The organism is Streptomyces sp. NPDC127106 (genome assembly GCF_042677605.1).
Classification (GTDB): Bacteria; Actinomycetota; Actinomycetes; order Streptomycetales; family Streptomycetaceae; genus Streptomyces.
In genome coordinates, this window is record NZ_JBHXTC010000014.1 from 25,491 (window position 1) to 43,100 (window position 17,610).

Consider the following 17,610-nt stretch of genomic DNA (forward strand, 5'->3'; position numbering starts at 1 on the left):
GGCCCCCCAACCCCCCCCCGCCTCTTTTTGTTTGTCCCACAACGGCGGTTTCAAACCCCCCCGCCCTGTCCCGTCCCGCCGGGGGTCTCGGCCGGGGGGGGGGCCCCCCCCCCCCCCCCCCCTCCGCCATGGAGCCTGCGGCGCTTACGCCGCGTGGTTCAGCCCGTCACCGGTGGGCCAGGGGCCGTCGCCCGACGAGCCCTGTCCCGGGTCGGAGGCGTTGCTGTCGTGCCGGTCGTGGACGCTCGCGAGGGCTTCCACGGCCACCAGGAGGCCCTCCTCGACGGAGGGCTTGGTGTCCTTCACTTGGTGCTCCTTCCTCTACCGATCTCCCGCCGGGTCCGGCGGGAAGCCTTGGCGTGCGGAGGTGCTGGGTACTGCGAGGGGCCGCCCCCGCGGCCGTGGGCTTTCACCACGGGGGCGGGGCTCAGGGGCGGCGCGGGCGCTGTCCCGGCGCGCGGTGCCGTCCACTGCTGGGCTCGGAGGGCGCCTCCATGCCGGGACGTGGATCGGGCTGCGCCGGGCGGCTCGGCTCGTCGCCCAGGAGGATCGCCTGCCAGACCCGCTCCTGGAGCTCCTGGATGCAGGGTCCACAGGCATACATGGGGGCCTGGGCGCCGGCGACGCTGACCGGGCCGATCCACAGGACGCGGGTCCACTGCTGGCCGCAGTAGAGCCAGCAGCGGCCGTCCACCCACAGGTTGCCGTCGTCTGTCGCTGCCGCAGCGGGCAGCCCACCGCGCGCGAAGTCGGCGATGCCGGGGATCACTCGGGGTGGCATGCCCAGTTCCAGAAGCACTGCGCGGCCTTCACAGTTCAGTCGGCCTGAACGGCCACGGGGGTGGGGTCGCCCTTCTCGGCGTCCGAGAAGAGGAGCGTGGGCTCGGCGAGGATGTCGCGGCCCGCCTCGCTCTTGTAGATCTCGTCCACGCTGCCGAACCGAGCCTCGGAGTAGTCGAGTTCGAGTAGCGCGGCGGCCTGGCGGACGGACGCCTCGTCGGGGCCCTCGATCTCGAGGAAGGTGGGGAGGTCGGGCCAGGTGTCGAAGTCGAAGGCGACTTCTCCCAGGCGCCACTCCTCGCGGTAGTTCTCCTGGTACCGGACCTCGCTCAGGCCGAGCCTGCGGAGGATGTCGGCCATGGCGTGCAGGTCGGCGATCTCCGTCTCGATCTCGGTGGTGCCGTCGATCGTGGTGGAGTCGGTGACCTGCTTGAGCGTGAGCGTGGACCGGGTGCCTTCGTCCCGCAGGCGGAGCCAGGCGCCGCCGTCCAGGTTGTCGTTCTCGAAGATCTTGCGGGTGAGAAGCGTCCGGGGGAAAGCCTGGACGGCACCCAGCCTGGTCAGCCTGTCCTGGAGGTCGGCGACATCGACGGCCAGGAACTTCGCCTCGTACTCGTGCTTCATCAGTCCTTCTTCCCGTAGCGGTACATGGTGGGCGTGCGGGCTGCCAGGAGCAGGCCCATGCGGTGGGTGTGGTCCTGGAGCTGCCCGACGTGGGCCCGCTCGGTGAATTCGGTGGTCCGCAGTGTGAGCAGGATGTCCCAGTCGCCGATGAAGTTCCGGCGGAGCTTCTCGGGGGACGTGTAGTGCTCGACCAGGAAGTGGCGCTGCTCGACGGGCATCATGAACTCCGCGCCGAACAGGCCCCCGGGCCGCACGAGGCGCTGCATGCGGTCGACGAACTCGGCCAGCGGGCGGTGGTGGTTGGCACTGTAGTGCCACGAGCAGCTCGTCCAGACGGCGTCGCAGGGCGAGTCCAGCGGGTCGCCGGTGAGGAAGTCCTCCTCCACCACCTGCACGCGGTCGTACAGCTCCTCCAGCTTGAGCCGGTCGATCAGCCCCAGCGCGTGGGTGCGCTCGTCACCCGGAAGGTGGACCTCGCCACCGTGCAGGGCGAGCGGGTCACGCTCTATGGCGACGACGCGGTAGCCGGCGGCGGCCAGCGGCAGGATGAACTTGCCGTCACTGGCTCCGACGACGGCGACCGTGGCGTCAGGAGCGGTGTGCTCCCTCAGCGCGGCGAGGAACTGGGGGAAGAAGGTGAGGGTGTGCTCCCACAGGCTCTGCGTCTGCACGGGCGTGCGCTCCTTGGGTGTCGGTGGCGAGGATCGCCTGGATGACCTCGTCGGGGCCGCGGCCTGTGGTGTCCACGCGGTGCATCCGGAACGGGAGGTAGGCGTCAGTGACGCGGTCCGAGGCGCTCTCGACCAGGGCGTCCCAGCGGGAGTCCGGCTTGTCCCGGCCGGCGAGCCGGGCCTGGCGCTCGCCCTCCGCGCACACCAGGTAGTACGTGACCGGCTGTGGCAGATCGGGCGGCAGCGTGATGCCAAGCCGGGCGCCGAGCGCCCGGTGGTTGGCCAGGCAGCGGGCGAAGTAGCTCTCCACGACGACCGGGGTGCCCGCGGACAGGTACCGCCGGATGTCGTCGGCCGCGGTGAGCAGGGCGGAGAGGTAGAAGCACATCCGGGCCTCCACGTTCTCCCGTCTGTCCACCTCCCTCCGCAGCGGCTGGTAGAAGGTCGGCACGGTCGGGACCAGTACGGCTTCCCGGGCTGCGGCCAGCATGGGGGCGATGGTCGACTTGCCGGTGCCGCGCAGCCCTTCGATGCTCTCGAACCGCGGGTGGTCAGACACGGGAGTACACCACGTCGGGCACCGCGAGGGTGAGTTCGTCGGTGGCGGTGGGGCGGTGGACGATGTGATCGGCGAGCTTGTCGTACCAGAAGGCGTGGGAGTCCTTGCCGACGGCCTTGCAGGACATGGTCAGTGCGCCGCGCGGATCAGCTTCGATCCGTTCGATCTCCACCGGCCCGCCGACGGGGGCACAGATCTCGGGGGCGCCGTCTTCGGACAGGTCCTCGTCGACGATCACCTCGATGTCCAGCCGGGTCTCCTGGAGCTGCTCGCGCAGCCGGACGTACGCGGCGGAGTCGGTGATCAGCAGTTCCGGGTGGTTGGCGGCGTGGCCGACCGGCCGCAGGCAGTGCAGCTTGAGCTGGCGCGCGCCGAGATCCTGGAGGGTGCGGGCCAGAGGCAGTACCTCGTTGATGTTGCTGGAGGTGACCGTCATGGTCGCCCCGGTGCGGACGCCGAGCTCCCGGGCGAGGTCGAGAGCGCGCAGCGCGCTCTCGTAGCTGCCGGCCTTGCGGATGTGGTCGTTGGTCGAGCCGACGCCCTCCAGCGAGATCCGCAGCAAGTCCACGTACGGGGCGATCTCGGTGAGACGGCGCTCGATCCGGTAGCCGTTCGTGCAGATCTCGACCTGCAAGCCCAGCTCCTGCTTGGCGTGCCGGACCACGCGGGCGAGCTCCTTGTAGACGAACGGCTCCCCGCCGAGCAGGGTGACGGCCTCGGTGCCGTACTCCTCGCGCATGAGGGTGAGGAGGTTCGCGGCCTGCTCGGCGGTGAAGACGTCGGCGTGCTGGAGCCGCGTGCCGTGGAAGCAGTGCAGGCACTCGAAGTTGCAGCGGTACAGCAGCTGCAGGTACAGCATCCGGATCCTGCGGATCCCGGTGACTTCCCCGATCACGTGTGGGCCCCCTTCGGCCAGTCGCCTCGTTGGAGCCCTGATCGTGGCCGAGGGGGTTGGGACCGCATCACCGCGTATACGGACGCTCCCGAGGACGTCCCGGGACGTTTTCAGCGCCCTGCCAAGCCCTCCAGGAGCGCGATGACCCGTTCCGTGTCCGACAGGTCTGGTAGCACGACGGACGCACCGGCAGCAGCCAGCTCGTCGGCACTGTGGATGCCGGAGGCGACGGCGATGATCTCCGAGCCGGTGGCGAGGGCGGCCTCGACGTCCCGGGGGGTGTCCCCGATCAGCACGACCGGGATGTCTTCACCTACGCCCCGTAGGCGCTGGGCCCGCTCCCGCGCGACCGCGACGAGGTCGGGCCGCTGCTCGGCATCGGCCCCGTACGCCCCAACAGGCAGATCCAGCAGCGGATCGAGATCGAAGGCGGACAGCTTCACGCGTGCGTTGGCCGCGATGTTCCCTGTCAGAACTGACGAGACCCAGTCGCGGCGCTCCGCCGCAGCTGTGAGGGCCTCGCGTACCCCCGGCAACGCCATGCCCCGACGGCGCAGATCCTCCTCACGCCCCGCACCAGCACCGGCGAGAGCAGCCTCGACAACGGACCACTCAGGCTCCGCCACCCCGTGATGTCGGAACATCCCGCGCATGATCAGTCGATCCGTCCTCCCCTCTGTCTGCGCCGGTTCCGTCGGCAGTCCGCCCACGAGAGACGAGAACGCGGCGGCATAGATCTCCTTGCTGACGCCGGCGTTCTCGATGAGCGTGTGGTCGATGTCCCATAGGACGATGAGCTGCATGGCGTCAGCGTAAGGACCGTCGACCTTCCCCAAGCCGCGGGAACGTCCCAAAACGTCCTTGCCCGACCACTTCCGGCTCCGATTGCATGACGGCTGTGAACGAGAGGCTGCACTCCGTACTCGCCCAGCGCGGCGTCTCCCCTGAGTCACTCGCCGAAGTCTGTGAGGTCGATCCCAAGACCGTCGGCCGCTGGCTCGGCGGACGCGTGCCGCACCCACGCCACCGGTTCCGGGTTGCCCAGCACCTGCGTGTGGAGGAGTCCTTCCTCTGGCCCGCCCCGCAGGCACGGGCAACCAAGCCCACCGCCGCGTTAGGCAGCGAGCTGATCGGCACCTACGAAAACCGGGCCAGCGTCCCGCGGGACACGTGGCTCACCCTCCTCCAGGAGGCACGGGAGCAGATCGGAGTGCTGGTCTTCTCCGGCACGTTCTTCGCCCAGTCCAACCCACAAGTCGCCCAGATGCTCGCCGAGCGGGCCGCCGATGGCGTCCGCGTACGCCTGTGCTTCGGAGATCCGGGCGGTCAGGCGGTCGCCATCCGAGGACGTGAGGAAGGCATCGGCGACACACTCGCCGCCAAGATCCGCGCCTCCCTCACCTACTACCGCCCGCTGCTCCCCGAGGCAGGCTGCGAAGTTCGGCTCCACGACACCACGCTCTACACGTCCCTGTTCCGCTACGACGACCACCTGCTGGTCAACCCGCACGTATGGGGCCGGCCGGCCAGCGCCAACCCCCTCCTGCACCTCAAGAGAGCTGACGGTGCAGGGTGGTTCGACAACTACGCTCAAAGCTTCGAAGCCGTCTGGGCCGCCGCACGGCCCTGGACACCCGACCAGGAGGGGACCGCCGCACATGGGCAGGACTGAGTACTACAACGACCCCGCCGCGCCGAAGGCGAACACCCTCATTCCCGCGAGCAACCTGCTCGTCGTCGACGACAGCGGTGCCATCCTCCTCCAGCGCCGCCGCGACACCGGCCAGTGGGCCCTGCCCGGCGGAGCCCAGGACATCGGCGAGACCGCCGCGCAGTGCGCGGTACGCGAATGCCTGGAGGAGACGGGTATCGTCGCCGAGATCACCGGCTTCCTCGGCGTCTACACGAACCCGAACCACATCGTCGCCTACACCGACGGCGAGATCCGCCAGCAGTACGAGAACACCTACATCGGCCGCCCCGTCGGCGGCGCGCCCACGATCAACGATGAGGCCGACGGGGTCCGCTTCATCCAGCCCGCGGACCTCGACCAGTACGACATCCACGTCAGCATGCGTCAGCAGATCGGCGACTACCTCGCCGGCACGTACCCCTACCTCGGCTGAGCCACGCGCGCTGCCTCCACCCGAGCGATGGCCGCGAAGATCTCCGGCGAAGCCCGACGGATGAAGCGGCCCACGAGACTGTCAGCCCCATAGCGGCCCACGATCTCCGCCACCCGCTTATCGGCGGTGGTCTGCTCACCATCGGGCGTCGTCGTCATGTCGCAGTACACGAGCGCGTCCACGACCAGAGGCTCGTCCAGCAACGGAAACTCGCTCTTCAGTACCTCCCTCAACCCACGCTCCTCGGCTTCCAGCAGCGCGAAGGAATGGTTCGCGACCAACCGCACCAGCCGCTCATCCGCACCATGCTCATCACGCAGGAACCGGGCCCCGTCGAGTGGATGGAACCCAGTGGCTGCCAATCGGGGTGCGTAGCCAACGTCATGCAGCACGGCCGCCGACGCCAGTAGATCGGCGCTCTCCCCAAGGAGCGGCCCAAGCTCAACCGCCCGAGCCGTCACCCCCTGCGAATGCGCCCAGCGCCGTGGCAGCACGCTGCTCAATTCGTCCTTCGCGACGCGTTGGGCCCACTCGGCCAGTGACTCGTCCATGGATACGTCCATGCCCAACGAGGTACCAGGCACACCCTGAGGATGCCTTCGCGGCTGAAGGCCGTGGGACACTTCACGTCCTTGCGCGTCGAAGCCGGGCGGGTGCGCGGCATGGGCCTGCACATGGAGAGGCTTCGGAGGAACTGCCGGGCGTCCCCGATCCGCAGCCAGTCCGCGAGCTGGTGTGGATGCGCGGCACCAGGGGCCGTCAGCCCATCCCGTGGCAGACTGGCCCGCACTGGGCATCGTCGCGGGGCTAGAGTCCGATTCGTGAGCGAGAACGAGCACGAAGCGAAGATGGCCCGCCCCCGTATGGCAGCCGGTGCTCTTTTCTTCGACGAAGCCGATCGAGTCCTCCTCGTCGAGCCGTCCTATAAGGACTACCGAGACATTCCAGGGGGCTACGTCGAGGAGGGGGAGTCGCCCCGACAGGCTTGTGTGCGTGAGGTTCATGAGGAACTCGGCATCGCCCCTCACATCGGCCGCCTCCTCGTCGTGGACTGGGCACCAAACCCCGGCGAGGGAGACAAGGTCCTCTACCTCTTCGACGGCGGCCGCCTAAGTGCAGATGACCGTCGACAGATTGCACTGCAAGCGGACGAGCTCCGCGGCTACGACTTCCACAACGCTGATCAGGTAGCGGATCTCACTATCCCTCGCCTGGCGCGCCGAATCGCCGCCGCCATCGAGGCACGAGCGGCTGACCTGACCGCCTATCTGGAGCATGGGGAGCCGCCGGCACCGGGGAAATCACCCATCAGCGGCCGACGCTCTGTATAGCCGATGGAAGCCCCACCATCAGTTCACGGAGGCAGCTGGCGATCGCCCACACGACGCTGGGGAGTAGCTTGCCGTCAGGCGTGGCCAGGGGGCAGACGCAGGCGCCGAGCAGCACAGCGAGGCCCGGCAACCGATACCTGTTGCCGGGCCTCCGTACATTCGTCAGTCAACGAGGTAGTGGGCTTCGATATAGGCGACGGTGGAGTCATACGGTTCCCCCACCGGCTTCAGCATGTACCGGCGGAAGACCGCGGCGGTGGCGCGGCGGGCGCCTCGGTTCCGAGCGTCGGCGTTGTCCCATGACCGGGTGAGGGTGCGGCTGACCACCTGGTCGATCTCCTCGGCCAGGTTTCTCTCCGTGACGGTGAGGCCGGCCGGTGCGTGGTCGAGGATGATCCGTGACAGGACGCCGACGTGGTCGTCGTCCAGCACGACGACGGCTTCATCGGGATGCTTCTCGGCATCCACGATGGCGCGGGCGACACGAAGGGCTTCGGCCAGGAACTCCAGGGCGTCCTGGGAGTTCTGGATGATCCGGTCCCGCAGCTGCTTGATTCGCTCAGCCAGGGCGGTGTACTTCGCGGACCCGGGTTCAACGCCTTTCTCGAGGGCGGCCTTGATGTGGTCCAAGATCTCTGCCGCAGACGGCGGTGTCTTATCCTCGCCGCCCTTGCCGGGCTTCGGGCGGACGAGAGCCAGCAGCTCCTTGAGTATGGCGATGCCCTGGGCGTCCAGGACGAGGGGTTCCTCCTGGGAGGCGACCACGGAGAAGGAGTGGACGTGGGCGTTGATGATCTCTAGGACCATTGGCCCCAGCTCGCCGAGCCGCTCCTTCCGCTCCTCGTCTGAGGACTTCTTGAACAGGGTCGTGTAAACGGATCCGAACAGCCCAAATCCGTCCCGGTATTTGGCGACCCGCTTGTCGGTGTTGATGAGCGGGTACAGGCGAGCCAGGAGTCGGTAGTCCTTGGTGAATACCACGGCGGTGCCAGGGTTGGCGTCCAGGAAGGCGTTGATGGCTCGCACGGACTCGTATCCGTGGACCGTGAGATCCAGGCCGTCCACGTCCACGAGGAGGTCTTCGATGCGGGCGAAGGTGGTGCGGAATTCGGCGACCAGCTCGGACAGGTCGGTGACGAACCCGCCGCCCTTGTCGGCCCCCGTCGAGGTGGGGTCGACGACAGCACGCTGGACCTCCTCGGCCAGGCCGATGTAGTCCACGACCACGCCGGAGGTCTTTACGAACCCGCTTGGAGACACCCAGGTGCGGTTCGGGCGGGTGATCGTCTGGAACAAGGTGTGGGCCTTCAGCGGCTTGTCCAGGTAGAGGACGCCCTCGTTGGGGGCGTCGAACCCGGTCATCAGCTTTGCGGTTACCACCAGGAAGCACAGCGGGTCGTCCGGGCTGAGGAACCGCCGCTTTTGCTCCTCCTCGTCGGCCTCCGAGAGCTGGAACGGCCGCATGGCGGGGTCTTCGTCCTTGGAGTCCGAGACGGAGATGTTCACCTCAGCCGTGATGCGGCCATGCCTCCCGACCTCGGCGAGCACCTGTGACGCCTCGAAGCCTGCGAGAAGCCCGTTGATCTTGTCCGTGTACGCCACGGCCAGTTCACGGTTGTAGGCGACGACCTGGGCCTTGAGGCCATTGCGGTAGGTGCCAGCCAGGTAGTGATCGACGATGTCCTGGCAGACCGTGTGGATGCGGTCGGGGTTGGCGAACACCGAGGTGAGGCGCCCAAACTTGCGGGACAGCGCCTCACGGTCGGGGTCGTCGAGATCGAATTCGTCGGCGAACTGGTCGAACTCGGCTTGCAAGGCCTGGTCGTCTATCTCGAAGGAGACCGGGTGCGGGTCCAGCATGACCGGGACGGTCGCCTCGTCCAACAGAGACCGGGATACCGAGTACCGGTGCAGCACTCTGTCTGGATCTGTCTCCTCGCCGAAGAGAGCAAAGGTGTCGGTGGCGAGGTTCCTGACCGGGGTGCCGGTCATGCCGAAGAACTTCGCCCGCGGCAACGCTGCGCGCATCTGCCCGGCTAGGGACTTCGACTTGGCGGACTGTGTGCGGTGCGCTTCGTCCACCAGCACGATGATGTTGTCCCGGGTCGACAGGTTCTTGCCGGCGTCGGCGAATTTGTGGACGGTCGTGGAGATGACACCGCGCACGTCATCGGCCAGTAGGGAACGCAATTCCTGGCTGGTGGCGGGTTGGTGGAAGTAGGCATCCCCCATCGCAGAAGTGAACACCCCGGAGGTCTGCCGCACGAGCTGCGTCCGGTCCGAGAGCAGGATGATCGTGGGTGACTCGGTGCGGGTGTCCGCCAGCAGCAGCGAGGCGGCGAACACCATCAGCAGTGTCTTCCCGGAGCCCTGGTGGTGCCAGATTAGGCCCTTTGACCCGCCCTCCAGGACCCGCTCGTGGATCAGGTGCGCGGCCTCCATCTGCGGGTAGCGGGGCAGGTACTTCTTGTCTGCCCCACCCCCGGAGGTGTCGAAGAGGGCGAAGTTGGCGAGGAGGTCCAGGATCGTGGCCGGGTTCATCAGCAGCTCGACGGAGCGTCGCACGTCGGCCTGCCCGGACAGGTTCTCGTCGTCGGCGGTGGACCGGAACGGCTGCCACAGGTTCGTGGGGGCGCCGACGGCACCGAACCGCAGCTTCAGCCCGTCGGAGGCGACGGCGAAGACGTTAGGGGTGAAGAACCACGGGTATTCGGTGGCATATACGCGGTTGATCTCGCGGGCGGCGTTGACCCATCCAGACTTCGCAGTAGGGGACTTCACCTCGACCACGACCAGAGGCAGACCGTTGACCCAGTACACGAGGTCGAACCGGCGGGACGTCTTGCCGGGGACGGTTATGGTCACCTCGTCCGACACGACCAGCTTGTTGGCAGTGGGGTGCGCGAAGTCGATGACCTTCAGGGCGTGCCACACGCCGTCGGCGTCCCGGAACTCCTTACGCCCACGCAGCAGGCGTAGCACCTGCTCGTTGGCGCGCACCAGCCCGCCTTCCACGGCGTTGACCGTGGCGACGATCTCGTCGACCACCGCGTCCACGTCGAACCCGTCGATCACCCCAGGGTTTAACCGGACGATGGCGTCCCTCAGTTGGCCGGCGACGACCGTCTGTGTCGTCTCACGCGGTAGCGACCTGCCCGCTGTGAAGCCCCAACCCATCGGGAGGGACCACTGAATCATCAGGTTCTGGAACTCACGCTCTCGAATGCCCTTCGCCACGGCTCAGACCTCCAACTCGGCGGACTCGATGTCGATAGTGCGATCCAGCAGCCCCGACAGCAGTCCCGCCCGAGCCTTACGGAGTCTGGTGGCCTCGGCACGGATCACAGCGACCTGTCCCTCGATCGCATCCAGGGCCTCCGCCGCCTGCTCCTGTTCGCGTCGGGACGGAACGGGAAGCGCCACCAACAGGAGCTGGTCGGGGTTGAGGCGCTTACGGCGCTGCACGGTTCCGACGACCCTGCTCTGCATCTCAGCCCACAGTCGAGGCGTCCGGCAGACATGCTTCATCCATCCAGGTGCAATGTCATCCGCAAGCGTGAAGGTCGGGAACTCGTTGCTCGCCACGAAGCCGTCGAAGCCCGCGGGAACCACTGTGATCGGCCCTTCCCAGGCAGTCAGCTTCCGCATGACCACCTGATTCTCCCGAAGGATGTTCATCGCCGCGTACTCGGTATCTGCCCCGTCGAACTCATCCTTGTCCACAAGTCCCTTGCCAGCGTTGAGTACTCCAGCAAGGCGGTAGGTCGTTCCCGCTTCCATCGGGGTCCGTACGACATCGAGATGCATGACGTTGCCAAGCAGCTGGGGCGCCGCCTCATCGCCCTCAGCGGTGCCCCAGAGCAGAGACGTCGCCGCCCGGTACACACCCTGCAGTGCGCCCACTTCCGCGTCGAGTGCCGCAATGTGGTCGTCTACCGCGCCGATGATCTCGACGATCCGCTCCTGCACCGGGGCGGGCGGGAGGACGATCGGGAAGGCCGTAATGATCTGCTTGTTGATGTTGCGCTGGGTGGCGCCTCTGGCCATCTGGTCCAGCTGTCCCTCATGAGCGTTTATCCAGAGGAACAGGTATTCCGGTGACACCTGGGTCCCGACGACCCCGCGGGCGATTGCTTGGTTCGTTGCCATCGGAGTCCGAGCGATTGCGGAACGGCCCACCGACCCGTACATCGAGACAAGCACTGCGCCTTCGGGGACGACCTTCTTCGCGCCGCCGATGGCGTCCAGCCCAGCGGGGGTGATGCACTTAGCAGTCTCACGCAGTGGGCCGTTCTGGATATCGCTGATGATCGCCCATGGGACGTCCCCGCCGTCGTAGAACGAACGGTTCGTCGCCTTCGGGGTGCCTCCAGCTGACCAGTCGGCCACTTCACCGAGTGTTGTCTCAACCCACTGCTCACTCATCAAAGCCCTCGATTCCGGCTTCGGCAAGGACTGCGAGCATGCGCTGCTCGGCCTTCTGACGCTCGGCTCGGGCGAGGTTGTACGCGTCGATCAGAGTGCCGAGGTCTTCCTGCTCGGCAGCGGCCTGCTTGATGTAACGGCCGATGTTCAAGTCGTACTCGTTCGCCACGATCTCCTTGGTGGGAACGAGTCGCGCAGCAAGTCCGCCTGCTCCGTCGGGGTCCACCGGGTTGCCGTCTGCATCGAATTTCGCGTGGTAGGTGGTCACGACGTCGGCGATGTCGGCGGCGGTCAGGATGTTGCGGTTCTTGGCCTTGGCGAACCGCTTGGAGGCGTCGATGAACAGCACGCCGTCCTGTCGCTCCGGGGCCTTGCTGCCAGGCGCACGAAACACCAGGATCGCCGTGGGGATGGTGGTGTTGTAGAAAAGGTTGGCAGGCAGTCCGATGACAGCCTCGAGCAAGTCGTCGTTTAGGAGGCGCTGGCGGATGGCTGCTTCCTGGCCGCCGCGGAAGAGGACGCCGTGCGGCAACACAACACCGGCGCGTCCCTTCTTCGGGCCCATGCTGGCGATCATGTGCTGCACAAAAGCCCAGTCCGCCGACGATTGTGGAGCGACCCCGCCGAGGGCGCGCGGGTCATTGGTCCAGGGCTTCCACTTCAGGCTGTACGGCGGGTTAGCGAGGATCACATCGAACTGCTCGACGGAGCCGTCCGGCTTCTTGAAGCGCGGGTCCTTTAGTGTGTCCCCAACCTCGACTTGGAATTCGGTGAGGTTGTGCATGAAAAGATTCATGCGTGCCACACCCGCCGTATCCGGCACGGCCTCCTGCCCGTGCAGCCTGAGCGTGTAGCCGCGCCCGCCGTGGGCCTTCAGGAGATTCGCGGAGGCGATGAGCATGCCGCCGGATCCACAAGTCGGGTCGTATACCGACTCGTGCCCCTTGGGCTCCAGGATCTCGACGAGCAGCTCGACGACCTCGCGCGGGGTGAAGAATTGGCCGGCACGGGTACCGGATCCGTCGGAGAACCGCTTCAGCAGGTACTCATACGCCCCACCGAGTACATCGTGGGACATGTTGCCCTCATGCATCTTCGGGGCGCGGTCCATCGCCTGCATGACCGCCGCCAACACTTCCCCCGACAGCACCTCTTCGGAGGTCCATGTCATGGACCCGAACAGACGGGAGAACTTGGCAGGGTTAGCCGTCTCGATGGCTTGCAGGGAGGCGCGGACCCGCTGGCCGAGGCCGGGCTGGGTGATGGTGGCGAGGATGGATGTCCAGGAGGCGCGACGCTTCTGGACTGTGCCGGTGTGGATGAACGGGATCTCGAACGACTGATAGTCGCGGTACTCGATCTCGTGGGCTTCCTCAGCGGAGAGGCCGTCCAGGCCCTCGTTGTCGGCCAGAAACTCCTGGTGGTTGTGCTCCCAGGTGTCCGACAGGTACTTCCAGAACATCAGCGGGAAGACGACCGAGGAGTATTGCGCTTCGGGCATCGCCACGCGCAGCTCGTCGGCGGCGTCCCACAGTCGGCTCTCGATCTCCTGCTGGGTCACTGCCATCAGTCGGGGTTGTCCTTGCTCGTCAAAGGGCGGCGACCCGAAGGCCGTGGTGTTCCTACTGGTCACCCTATTTCGGGTGTGCCCGGCATGTACACGCCTGCGAGACGCTGCGGTGTGAACACGCGCGGGCCGGCGCTGGTCTGGGCGGGCGACTCGGCAACGATATCTCTCCCCAGAGCCGCGAAGTATGGCAAACGACTCATCTGAGCCACGCGGTCAGTAGTGGCTAGATTCCCCGGCTCGTTGATCTTCATTCTTCGCGATCGCGGTGCGCCCGGTGTCGCCTGCGTGCAGTTGGCGCGCCCCCGAAGGCTGACCCCGCGCAGCCACCAGGAGGACGGGGAAGATGCAGGTCGAGACGGCCCTGCCCGTGGCCCTCAGCGCCACGAATGCGGTGAGGGCCACGGCATAGACGTGCCTGCTCAGGGTGTGAGTCGGTTCGGTCCGCGGAAGAGGAAGGCCGCCTCGCGGATGGAGTCCAGGCCGAGCATGACCATCAGGATCCGCCCGAGGCCAGCGCCGAGGCCGCCGTGCGGCGGGCAGCCGAAGCGGAAGATGTTCAGGTAGTCCTGCATCGGCTCCGTGCTCATGCCCTTCTCCTCCGCCTGCTTCAGCAGGACGTCGGAGCGGTGCTCGCGCTGGGCGCCGGTGGTGATCTCCAGGCCCTTCCACAGCAGGTCGAAGCTGAGCGTCAGGTCCGGCCGGTCCGCCGAACGCATGTGGTAGAAGGGCCGGATGCTCGCCGGGTAGTGCGTGATGAACGAGAACTCGTGCCCTGTCTGCTCCTTCATGTGGGCGGCGATCCGACGCTCACCGTCCGGGTCCAGGTCCTCCTTCACCCCCTCGGGGTCCCACCCGCCGGCCCGCAGGACCTCCTGCGCCTCGGCCATCGTGATCCGTGGGAACGGCGTCTCGGGCACGGCCACCTCGACCCCGAAGACCTCCCGGATCCGCTCGCCGTGTACGTCGGCGACCTTGGCGATGGCGTAGGCGAGCATCTGCTCCTCGAAGGCCATCACGTCCTCGACGTCGTCGATCCACGATAGCTCGACGTCCACACCGGTGAACTCGGTCGCGTGCCGGGAAGTGAATGACGGCTCCGCCCGGAAGACTGGTCCGATCTCGAAGACGCGGTCGATGCCGGCGGCCACCGCCATCTGCTTGTAGAACTGCGGCGACTGCGCCAGGTACGCCGAGCGGTCGAAGTACCCGAGCTTGAACACCTCCGCCCCGGACTCCGAGGCGGTCCCCATCAGCTTCGGGGTGTGCATCTCGGTGCAGCCGTGCTCCATGGCGTACTCGCGCAGCCCCTGCTCGAGGGTCGTCTGCACGGCGAACACCAGCTGCGCGGTCTCCCGCTTGCGAACATCGAGGAACCGCCAGTCGAGCCGGTGCTCGGGCCCGGTGTGCTCGTCGATCGGCAGCGGCGTCTCGGCCAGGTTCAGCACCTCGACGGTCTCGGGGACGAGCTCCAGGCCGCCGAGCTTGACCTGGGCCGCGTCCACGACGCGTCCGGTGATTCGCACGGCGGACTCCGGGATGAGGGACTCGAGCACGGCCTCCAGCGGGCCGCCGTCGCGCTTGTGGGTCACCTGGACCATGCCGGAGTGGTCGCGCAGGATCACGAACTGCATCTTGCGCTGCAGCCGGAGTGCGTTCACCCAGCCGGAGACAGAGACCGTCTGGTCGATGTGGCCGCGTAGGTCAGAGGTCAGAACGCGGCTCGTAGCGTGGATCATCGCAGCCCTCCAGGGGCGTCGTCATGATCCCTTGGGAGTGCGGGCGAGAAGGGAACTCGCGGTACCACCGCACTTTCGCCGCCACCCGAGGGCAGCGGCCTCATTCAGCCCTGTGACGGGGGCGAACCGGCGGGGCATTGGGCCAAGCGGCCGTTCCTCCCCGCGCTCAGGAGGGTCTTCACCTCGGGCGCGAGTCCGCCTTCCCAGCTACCGGCGGCTCTCTCTGCTCGCGTGATCCTTGGCTACTCGTCTCCATCAACGCGTTGCCGAGAGGGTAGGCGCCGTGCTGCGCCGCTGCAACGCGATTTCGGCCATGGCGGAACGCACCGCATTTGGCGGAGGCCGAGCAGGGCGGTGCCGAGACCTATGTTCGACTAGATGCCTTCAGGGGTGCTTGATCATGGCTCGAATCGATTGCGTGGATGCGATTTCCCTGGTCAGTTGGTCGCGTTTCAGTCAATCGGATCTTGGCGTAAACCTTCGCAGCTTTTTGGCTGAGCGGGGGGCCTTGTTCAGCCCTCTGGACGTTCCCTATTCTCGCCAGCTTGTGTCGCTGAGATCTTGGGGGAGCGGTGACAGCTGGGGTTGAGGGGTCGCGTTCATTCTTGTCGGAAGATGAAGAGCGCGGCTTGCAGGAGGATTACCGGGCGCGAGTAAAGGCATTCGATGAGATCGAAGCTGAGCTCAAGGCGTCTCGCGCCTTCCAGCGCGTCTACTGGCTCTGCTTGGCCGGCGCGATCACGCTCGCGGCGCTTCTGGGCTATACGGTCATCGTTGGCCTCTGGCAGACCAAGCCGGTCTTCGCTCGCTATGCGGGCCTGGTCGCTGTCACTTGCCTCTGGGTGGCAATGGGCTGGCTGCTCCTAAAGAACCGCAGGAAGATCGTTGACCGCACGGGTGAGCTGCGTAACGCCCTGCAGGACCGGCAGACGGCAGCAGCCAGCCTGCCTCTCGACTCGCCATCCGGTCTTCGGATCTACCGGGAGGCTTCACTCGACCTCATCGCCCAGTACCGGAAGTCTGCCAACACCAACCGACGTATCCACAACTTCTTCCAGCTGATCATCATTACGGGGTCGATCATCACCTCGACGCTGACGGCGATGAACGAGGGGAGCAGTCTGGTTCTCCGGATCATTACGTCCGCCCTCAGTGCGCTGGTCGGTATCTCCGCGGGCGTAACGGGGTACTTCAAGTTCCGCGAGCGTGGATACAACCTTCAGTCGACGGCGGACGAGATCGAGAAGCATTACAACGCGTCTCAGTTCATGCTCGACGAATACGCAGGCCAGGGGGATGTCCCCCTACCTGAAGGTGAGCGTCTGCGGAAGTACGCCGGATTCGTCGAACGACTGAAGGAAGAGCAGAGGAAGCGCGAACTTCAGCTTGAGCAGTCCAGCTCATCGAGCGAGGAGCGCGCGGGGTGATCGCGACGGCTTCCGGTGGGCGTGCAGCGCGTCGCGGGCGCATAGGCAGACGGCATTCCCGTGCAGGGGTCACGTCCGGACGAAGAGAATGAAGCCGCAAGTGAGCCGCTGGCTGCTGGCGCCGCGTTGGCAGTGGAAGGCTTGGCGTCTGAGAGGTTCTCACGGGTTGTCCATGGCCCCCATGACGGCATGGTGCCTGGTTGCCCTAGCTCAGGACCCCGGAAACATCCATTTCGTCCGACACGTGGCAGCCCAGCACTTGACAGAGATCAGAGGTATGCCTGGGGTCACCCTCGACTGCTGGACGGCGTTGAATCCCGACGAGCAGGCCCGGCGCCGCGCCTGGCTCGACAAGTACGGAGCTACGCCACTCCATCGCTTGGGGGTCCCCGAAGAGGTCATCGAGTTAGCAGGCCTCCACGTCGTTGAATGGAAGCTCCCTCCTGGGCGAGACGCAGCCTCGATCATCGCTCAGAGCCGCCCGAACTCTGCGGGGGGTTCGGAGGGGCGTGACCTGCACGACGGATGAGTCCAGACAGGTCTCGTCTCTCAGACGCAGCTCAAGCCGGGCGCGCTGAGTGGGAACGGCTGCCCCTGCTGATGACGTGCTGACTCGGCTCCTCCCAGCGCCGTGCTCGCGCTCAGTGCTCGTGGCCTGGCGAGATGCGCAGGTCAGCGAGCATGGACGATCGGGTACATGCGTGAGCGATGCGTGAGCAGACGGGCTCGGACGGATGGGGTCCGAGCCCGTCGGGGCTCACTCAGCTGGACGGCGGAACCCCGCTGACCAGGCGAGTAAGGACGGATAGAGGTCAGACTTGATTGTCCTGGACTGACTCCTCGGGACTCATAATCCGTCGGCCGTGGGTTCGAGTCCCACCCGCCCCACCGCACACCAGGTGTGCAGAAACGTTCTGACCGGCAACTTTGCTGGCGGCGCGAGTCACTACGGTGATCCTGGCGGCCCTCCGGGGCCGCCTTTCGCGTTCCACGGGCGCTGCGGGGACACAGCGGGGCCAGGCGCGTGTCTGTTTCGTCGCATGTTGTGTAAGTGCCGTCTTGGCGTGTGCCGGGTGTGTGGGCGATCACGTCTGGAGTTCGCTGCATGCTTCTGGCGTACGCGCAGCCGGCACGGGAACGGCCCCGGCACGGCCGCCGGCAACGACGGAGGGCCGCTCGTGGGCCCGGCGTGGGGCTGGAGCTGCGCGAACGGGCAGCTTCGCGCCGTGAACCGCTACTACGAGCAGCAAGGGGGTGACCGCACCGCGCAGTGCCGATCCGTGGAACCGACCGACCCTCGCCTACTTGGCTGAGCTTCGGGCCATCCGTCAGGCTGTTGCTGCCGGCCTCACCCCGCCGGTCGAGCCGCGCCAGCTGCCCAGCCGGCAACCGACCGCGGAAGTCGCGGCACGAGTGGCGGCAACGGATAGCCCGATCCCTGCCGAAGCCTGCTGCGCCCTCGGCCC

At 66.8% G+C, this 17,610-nt stretch carries 16 protein-coding genes; 4 read left to right on the forward strand and 12 right to left on the reverse strand.

Annotation, left to right across the window (positions count from 1 at the left end):
- Nucleotides 1-144: 144 nt before the first annotated feature.
- The 7 genes from ACFVGY_RS15045 to ACFVGY_RS15075 all read right to left on the reverse strand — a co-directional run bounded on the left by ACFVGY_RS15045 (nucleotide 145) and on the right by ACFVGY_RS15075 (nucleotide 4,332).
- Nucleotides 145-306: a hypothetical protein gene (locus tag ACFVGY_RS15045; RefSeq protein ID WP_376117963.1), complete on the reverse strand. Its 162-nt coding sequence runs from the start codon at nucleotides 304-306 to the stop codon at nucleotides 145-147.
- Between the two features lie 121 nt (nucleotides 307-427).
- On the reverse strand, nucleotides 428-781 hold the full coding sequence (locus ACFVGY_RS15050; protein ID WP_385676407.1) for a hypothetical protein: 354 nt from the start codon (nucleotides 779-781) through the stop codon (nucleotides 428-430).
- A gap of 35 nt (nucleotides 782-816) precedes the next feature.
- On the reverse strand, nucleotides 817-1,404 hold the full coding sequence (locus tag ACFVGY_RS15055) for a class IV adenylate cyclase (protein WP_385676410.1): 588 nt from the start codon (nucleotides 1,402-1,404) through the stop codon (nucleotides 817-819).
- The gene (locus ACFVGY_RS15060) at nucleotides 1,404-2,075 is read right to left on the reverse strand and encodes a class I SAM-dependent methyltransferase (RefSeq protein ID WP_385676412.1); all 672 of its coding nucleotides are present in this window, start codon (nucleotides 2,073-2,075) and stop codon (nucleotides 1,404-1,406) included. Before ACFVGY_RS15060 ends, ACFVGY_RS15055 begins: the two co-directional genes overlap by 1 nt.
- Nucleotides 1,993-2,634, reverse strand: a complete 642-nt coding sequence (locus ACFVGY_RS15065; RefSeq protein WP_385676415.1) for a hypothetical protein — start codon at nucleotides 2,632-2,634, stop codon at nucleotides 1,993-1,995. The genes ACFVGY_RS15060 and ACFVGY_RS15065 overlap by 83 nt, the downstream gene beginning before the upstream one ends.
- The gene (locus ACFVGY_RS15070) at nucleotides 2,627-3,529 is read right to left on the reverse strand and encodes a radical SAM protein (protein WP_385676418.1); all 903 of its coding nucleotides are present in this window, start codon (nucleotides 3,527-3,529) and stop codon (nucleotides 2,627-2,629) included. The genes ACFVGY_RS15065 and ACFVGY_RS15070 overlap by 8 nt, the downstream gene beginning before the upstream one ends.
- 110 nt (nucleotides 3,530-3,639) lie before the next feature.
- Entirely contained in the window at nucleotides 3,640-4,332 is a 693-nt protein-coding gene (locus ACFVGY_RS15075) for an HAD family hydrolase (protein ID WP_385676421.1), read from the reverse strand.
- A gap of 95 nt (nucleotides 4,333-4,427) precedes the next feature.
- On the opposite strand from ACFVGY_RS15075, the gene ACFVGY_RS15080 reads away from it, so the two are divergent.
- A complete protein-coding gene (locus ACFVGY_RS15080) occupies nucleotides 4,428-5,201 on the forward strand; it encodes an XRE family transcriptional regulator (protein WP_385676423.1) in 774 nt (257 codons plus the stop codon).
- A complete protein-coding gene (locus tag ACFVGY_RS15085; protein ID WP_385676426.1) occupies nucleotides 5,188-5,655 on the forward strand; it encodes an NUDIX hydrolase in 468 nt (155 codons plus the stop codon). The genes ACFVGY_RS15080 and ACFVGY_RS15085 overlap by 14 nt, the downstream gene beginning before the upstream one ends.
- Here ACFVGY_RS15085 and ACFVGY_RS15090 read toward each other — a convergent pair.
- On the reverse strand, nucleotides 5,643-6,206 hold the full coding sequence (locus tag ACFVGY_RS15090; RefSeq protein ID WP_385676429.1) for an HD domain-containing protein: 564 nt from the start codon (nucleotides 6,204-6,206) through the stop codon (nucleotides 5,643-5,645). The two genes, ACFVGY_RS15085 and ACFVGY_RS15090, sit on opposite strands and share 13 nt — an antisense overlap.
- Nucleotides 6,207-6,476: 270 nt before the next feature.
- Between ACFVGY_RS15090 and ACFVGY_RS15095 the strand changes: the two genes are divergently transcribed.
- Complete coding sequence (locus ACFVGY_RS15095; RefSeq protein WP_385676432.1) at nucleotides 6,477-6,986, forward strand: NUDIX domain-containing protein; 510 nt, start codon at nucleotides 6,477-6,479, stop codon at nucleotides 6,984-6,986.
- A gap of 162 nt (nucleotides 6,987-7,148) precedes the next feature.
- Here ACFVGY_RS15095 and ACFVGY_RS15100 read toward each other — a convergent pair whose 3' ends face one another.
- The 4 genes from ACFVGY_RS15100 to aspS form a co-directional block, all read right to left on the reverse strand.
- A complete protein-coding gene (locus ACFVGY_RS15100) occupies nucleotides 7,149-10,223 on the reverse strand; it encodes a type I restriction endonuclease subunit R (RefSeq protein WP_385676435.1) in 3,075 nt (1,024 codons plus the stop codon).
- A 3-nt stretch (nucleotides 10,224-10,226) separates the two neighbouring features.
- Entirely contained in the window at nucleotides 10,227-11,411 is a 1,185-nt protein-coding gene (locus ACFVGY_RS15105) for a restriction endonuclease subunit S (RefSeq protein WP_385676438.1), read from the reverse strand.
- Nucleotides 11,404-12,978 carry an N-6 DNA methylase gene (locus ACFVGY_RS15110; RefSeq protein WP_385676441.1) on the reverse strand — a complete coding sequence of 525 codons (1,575 nt, stop codon included), beginning with the start codon at nucleotides 12,976-12,978 and terminating at the stop codon, nucleotides 11,404-11,406. Before ACFVGY_RS15110 ends, ACFVGY_RS15105 begins: the two co-directional genes overlap by 8 nt.
- Before the next feature lie 422 nt (nucleotides 12,979-13,400).
- Nucleotides 13,401-14,717 (reverse strand): aspartate--tRNA(Asn) ligase, encoded by a 1,317-nt coding sequence (gene aspS / locus ACFVGY_RS15115; RefSeq protein ID WP_385676444.1) that lies wholly within the window; start codon nucleotides 14,715-14,717, stop codon nucleotides 13,401-13,403.
- Between the two features lie 605 nt (nucleotides 14,718-15,322).
- Between aspS and ACFVGY_RS15120 the strand changes: the two genes are divergently transcribed.
- Nucleotides 15,323-16,144, forward strand: a complete 822-nt coding sequence (locus tag ACFVGY_RS15120; protein WP_385676447.1) for a DUF4231 domain-containing protein — start codon at nucleotides 15,323-15,325, stop codon at nucleotides 16,142-16,144.
- Nucleotides 16,145-17,610 lie beyond the last annotated feature (1,466 nt).

Coding starts and splice junctions, on each gene's coding strand:
- ACFVGY_RS15085 (WP_385676426.1), top strand. CDS start 5,188: ATGGGCAGGACTGAGTACTACAACGACCCCGCCGCGCCGAAGGCGAAC.
- aspS (WP_385676444.1), bottom strand. CDS start 14,717: ATGATCCACGCTACGAGCCGCGTTCTGACCTCTGACCTACGCGGCCAC.
- ACFVGY_RS15075 (WP_385676421.1), bottom strand. CDS start 4,332: ATGCAGCTCATCGTCCTATGGGACATCGACCACACGCTCATCGAGAAC.
- ACFVGY_RS15050 (WP_385676407.1), bottom strand. CDS start 781: ATGCCACCCCGAGTGATCCCCGGCATCGCCGACTTCGCGCGCGGTGGG.
- ACFVGY_RS15055 (WP_385676410.1), bottom strand. CDS start 1,404: ATGAAGCACGAGTACGAGGCGAAGTTCCTGGCCGTCGATGTCGCCGAC.
- ACFVGY_RS15110 (WP_385676441.1), bottom strand. CDS start 12,978: ATGGCAGTGACCCAGCAGGAGATCGAGAGCCGACTGTGGGACGCCGCC.
- ACFVGY_RS15090 (WP_385676429.1), bottom strand. CDS start 6,206: ATGGACGAGTCACTGGCCGAGTGGGCCCAACGCGTCGCGAAGGACGAA.
- ACFVGY_RS15105 (WP_385676438.1), bottom strand. CDS start 11,411: ATGAGTGAGCAGTGGGTTGAGACAACACTCGGTGAAGTGGCCGACTGG.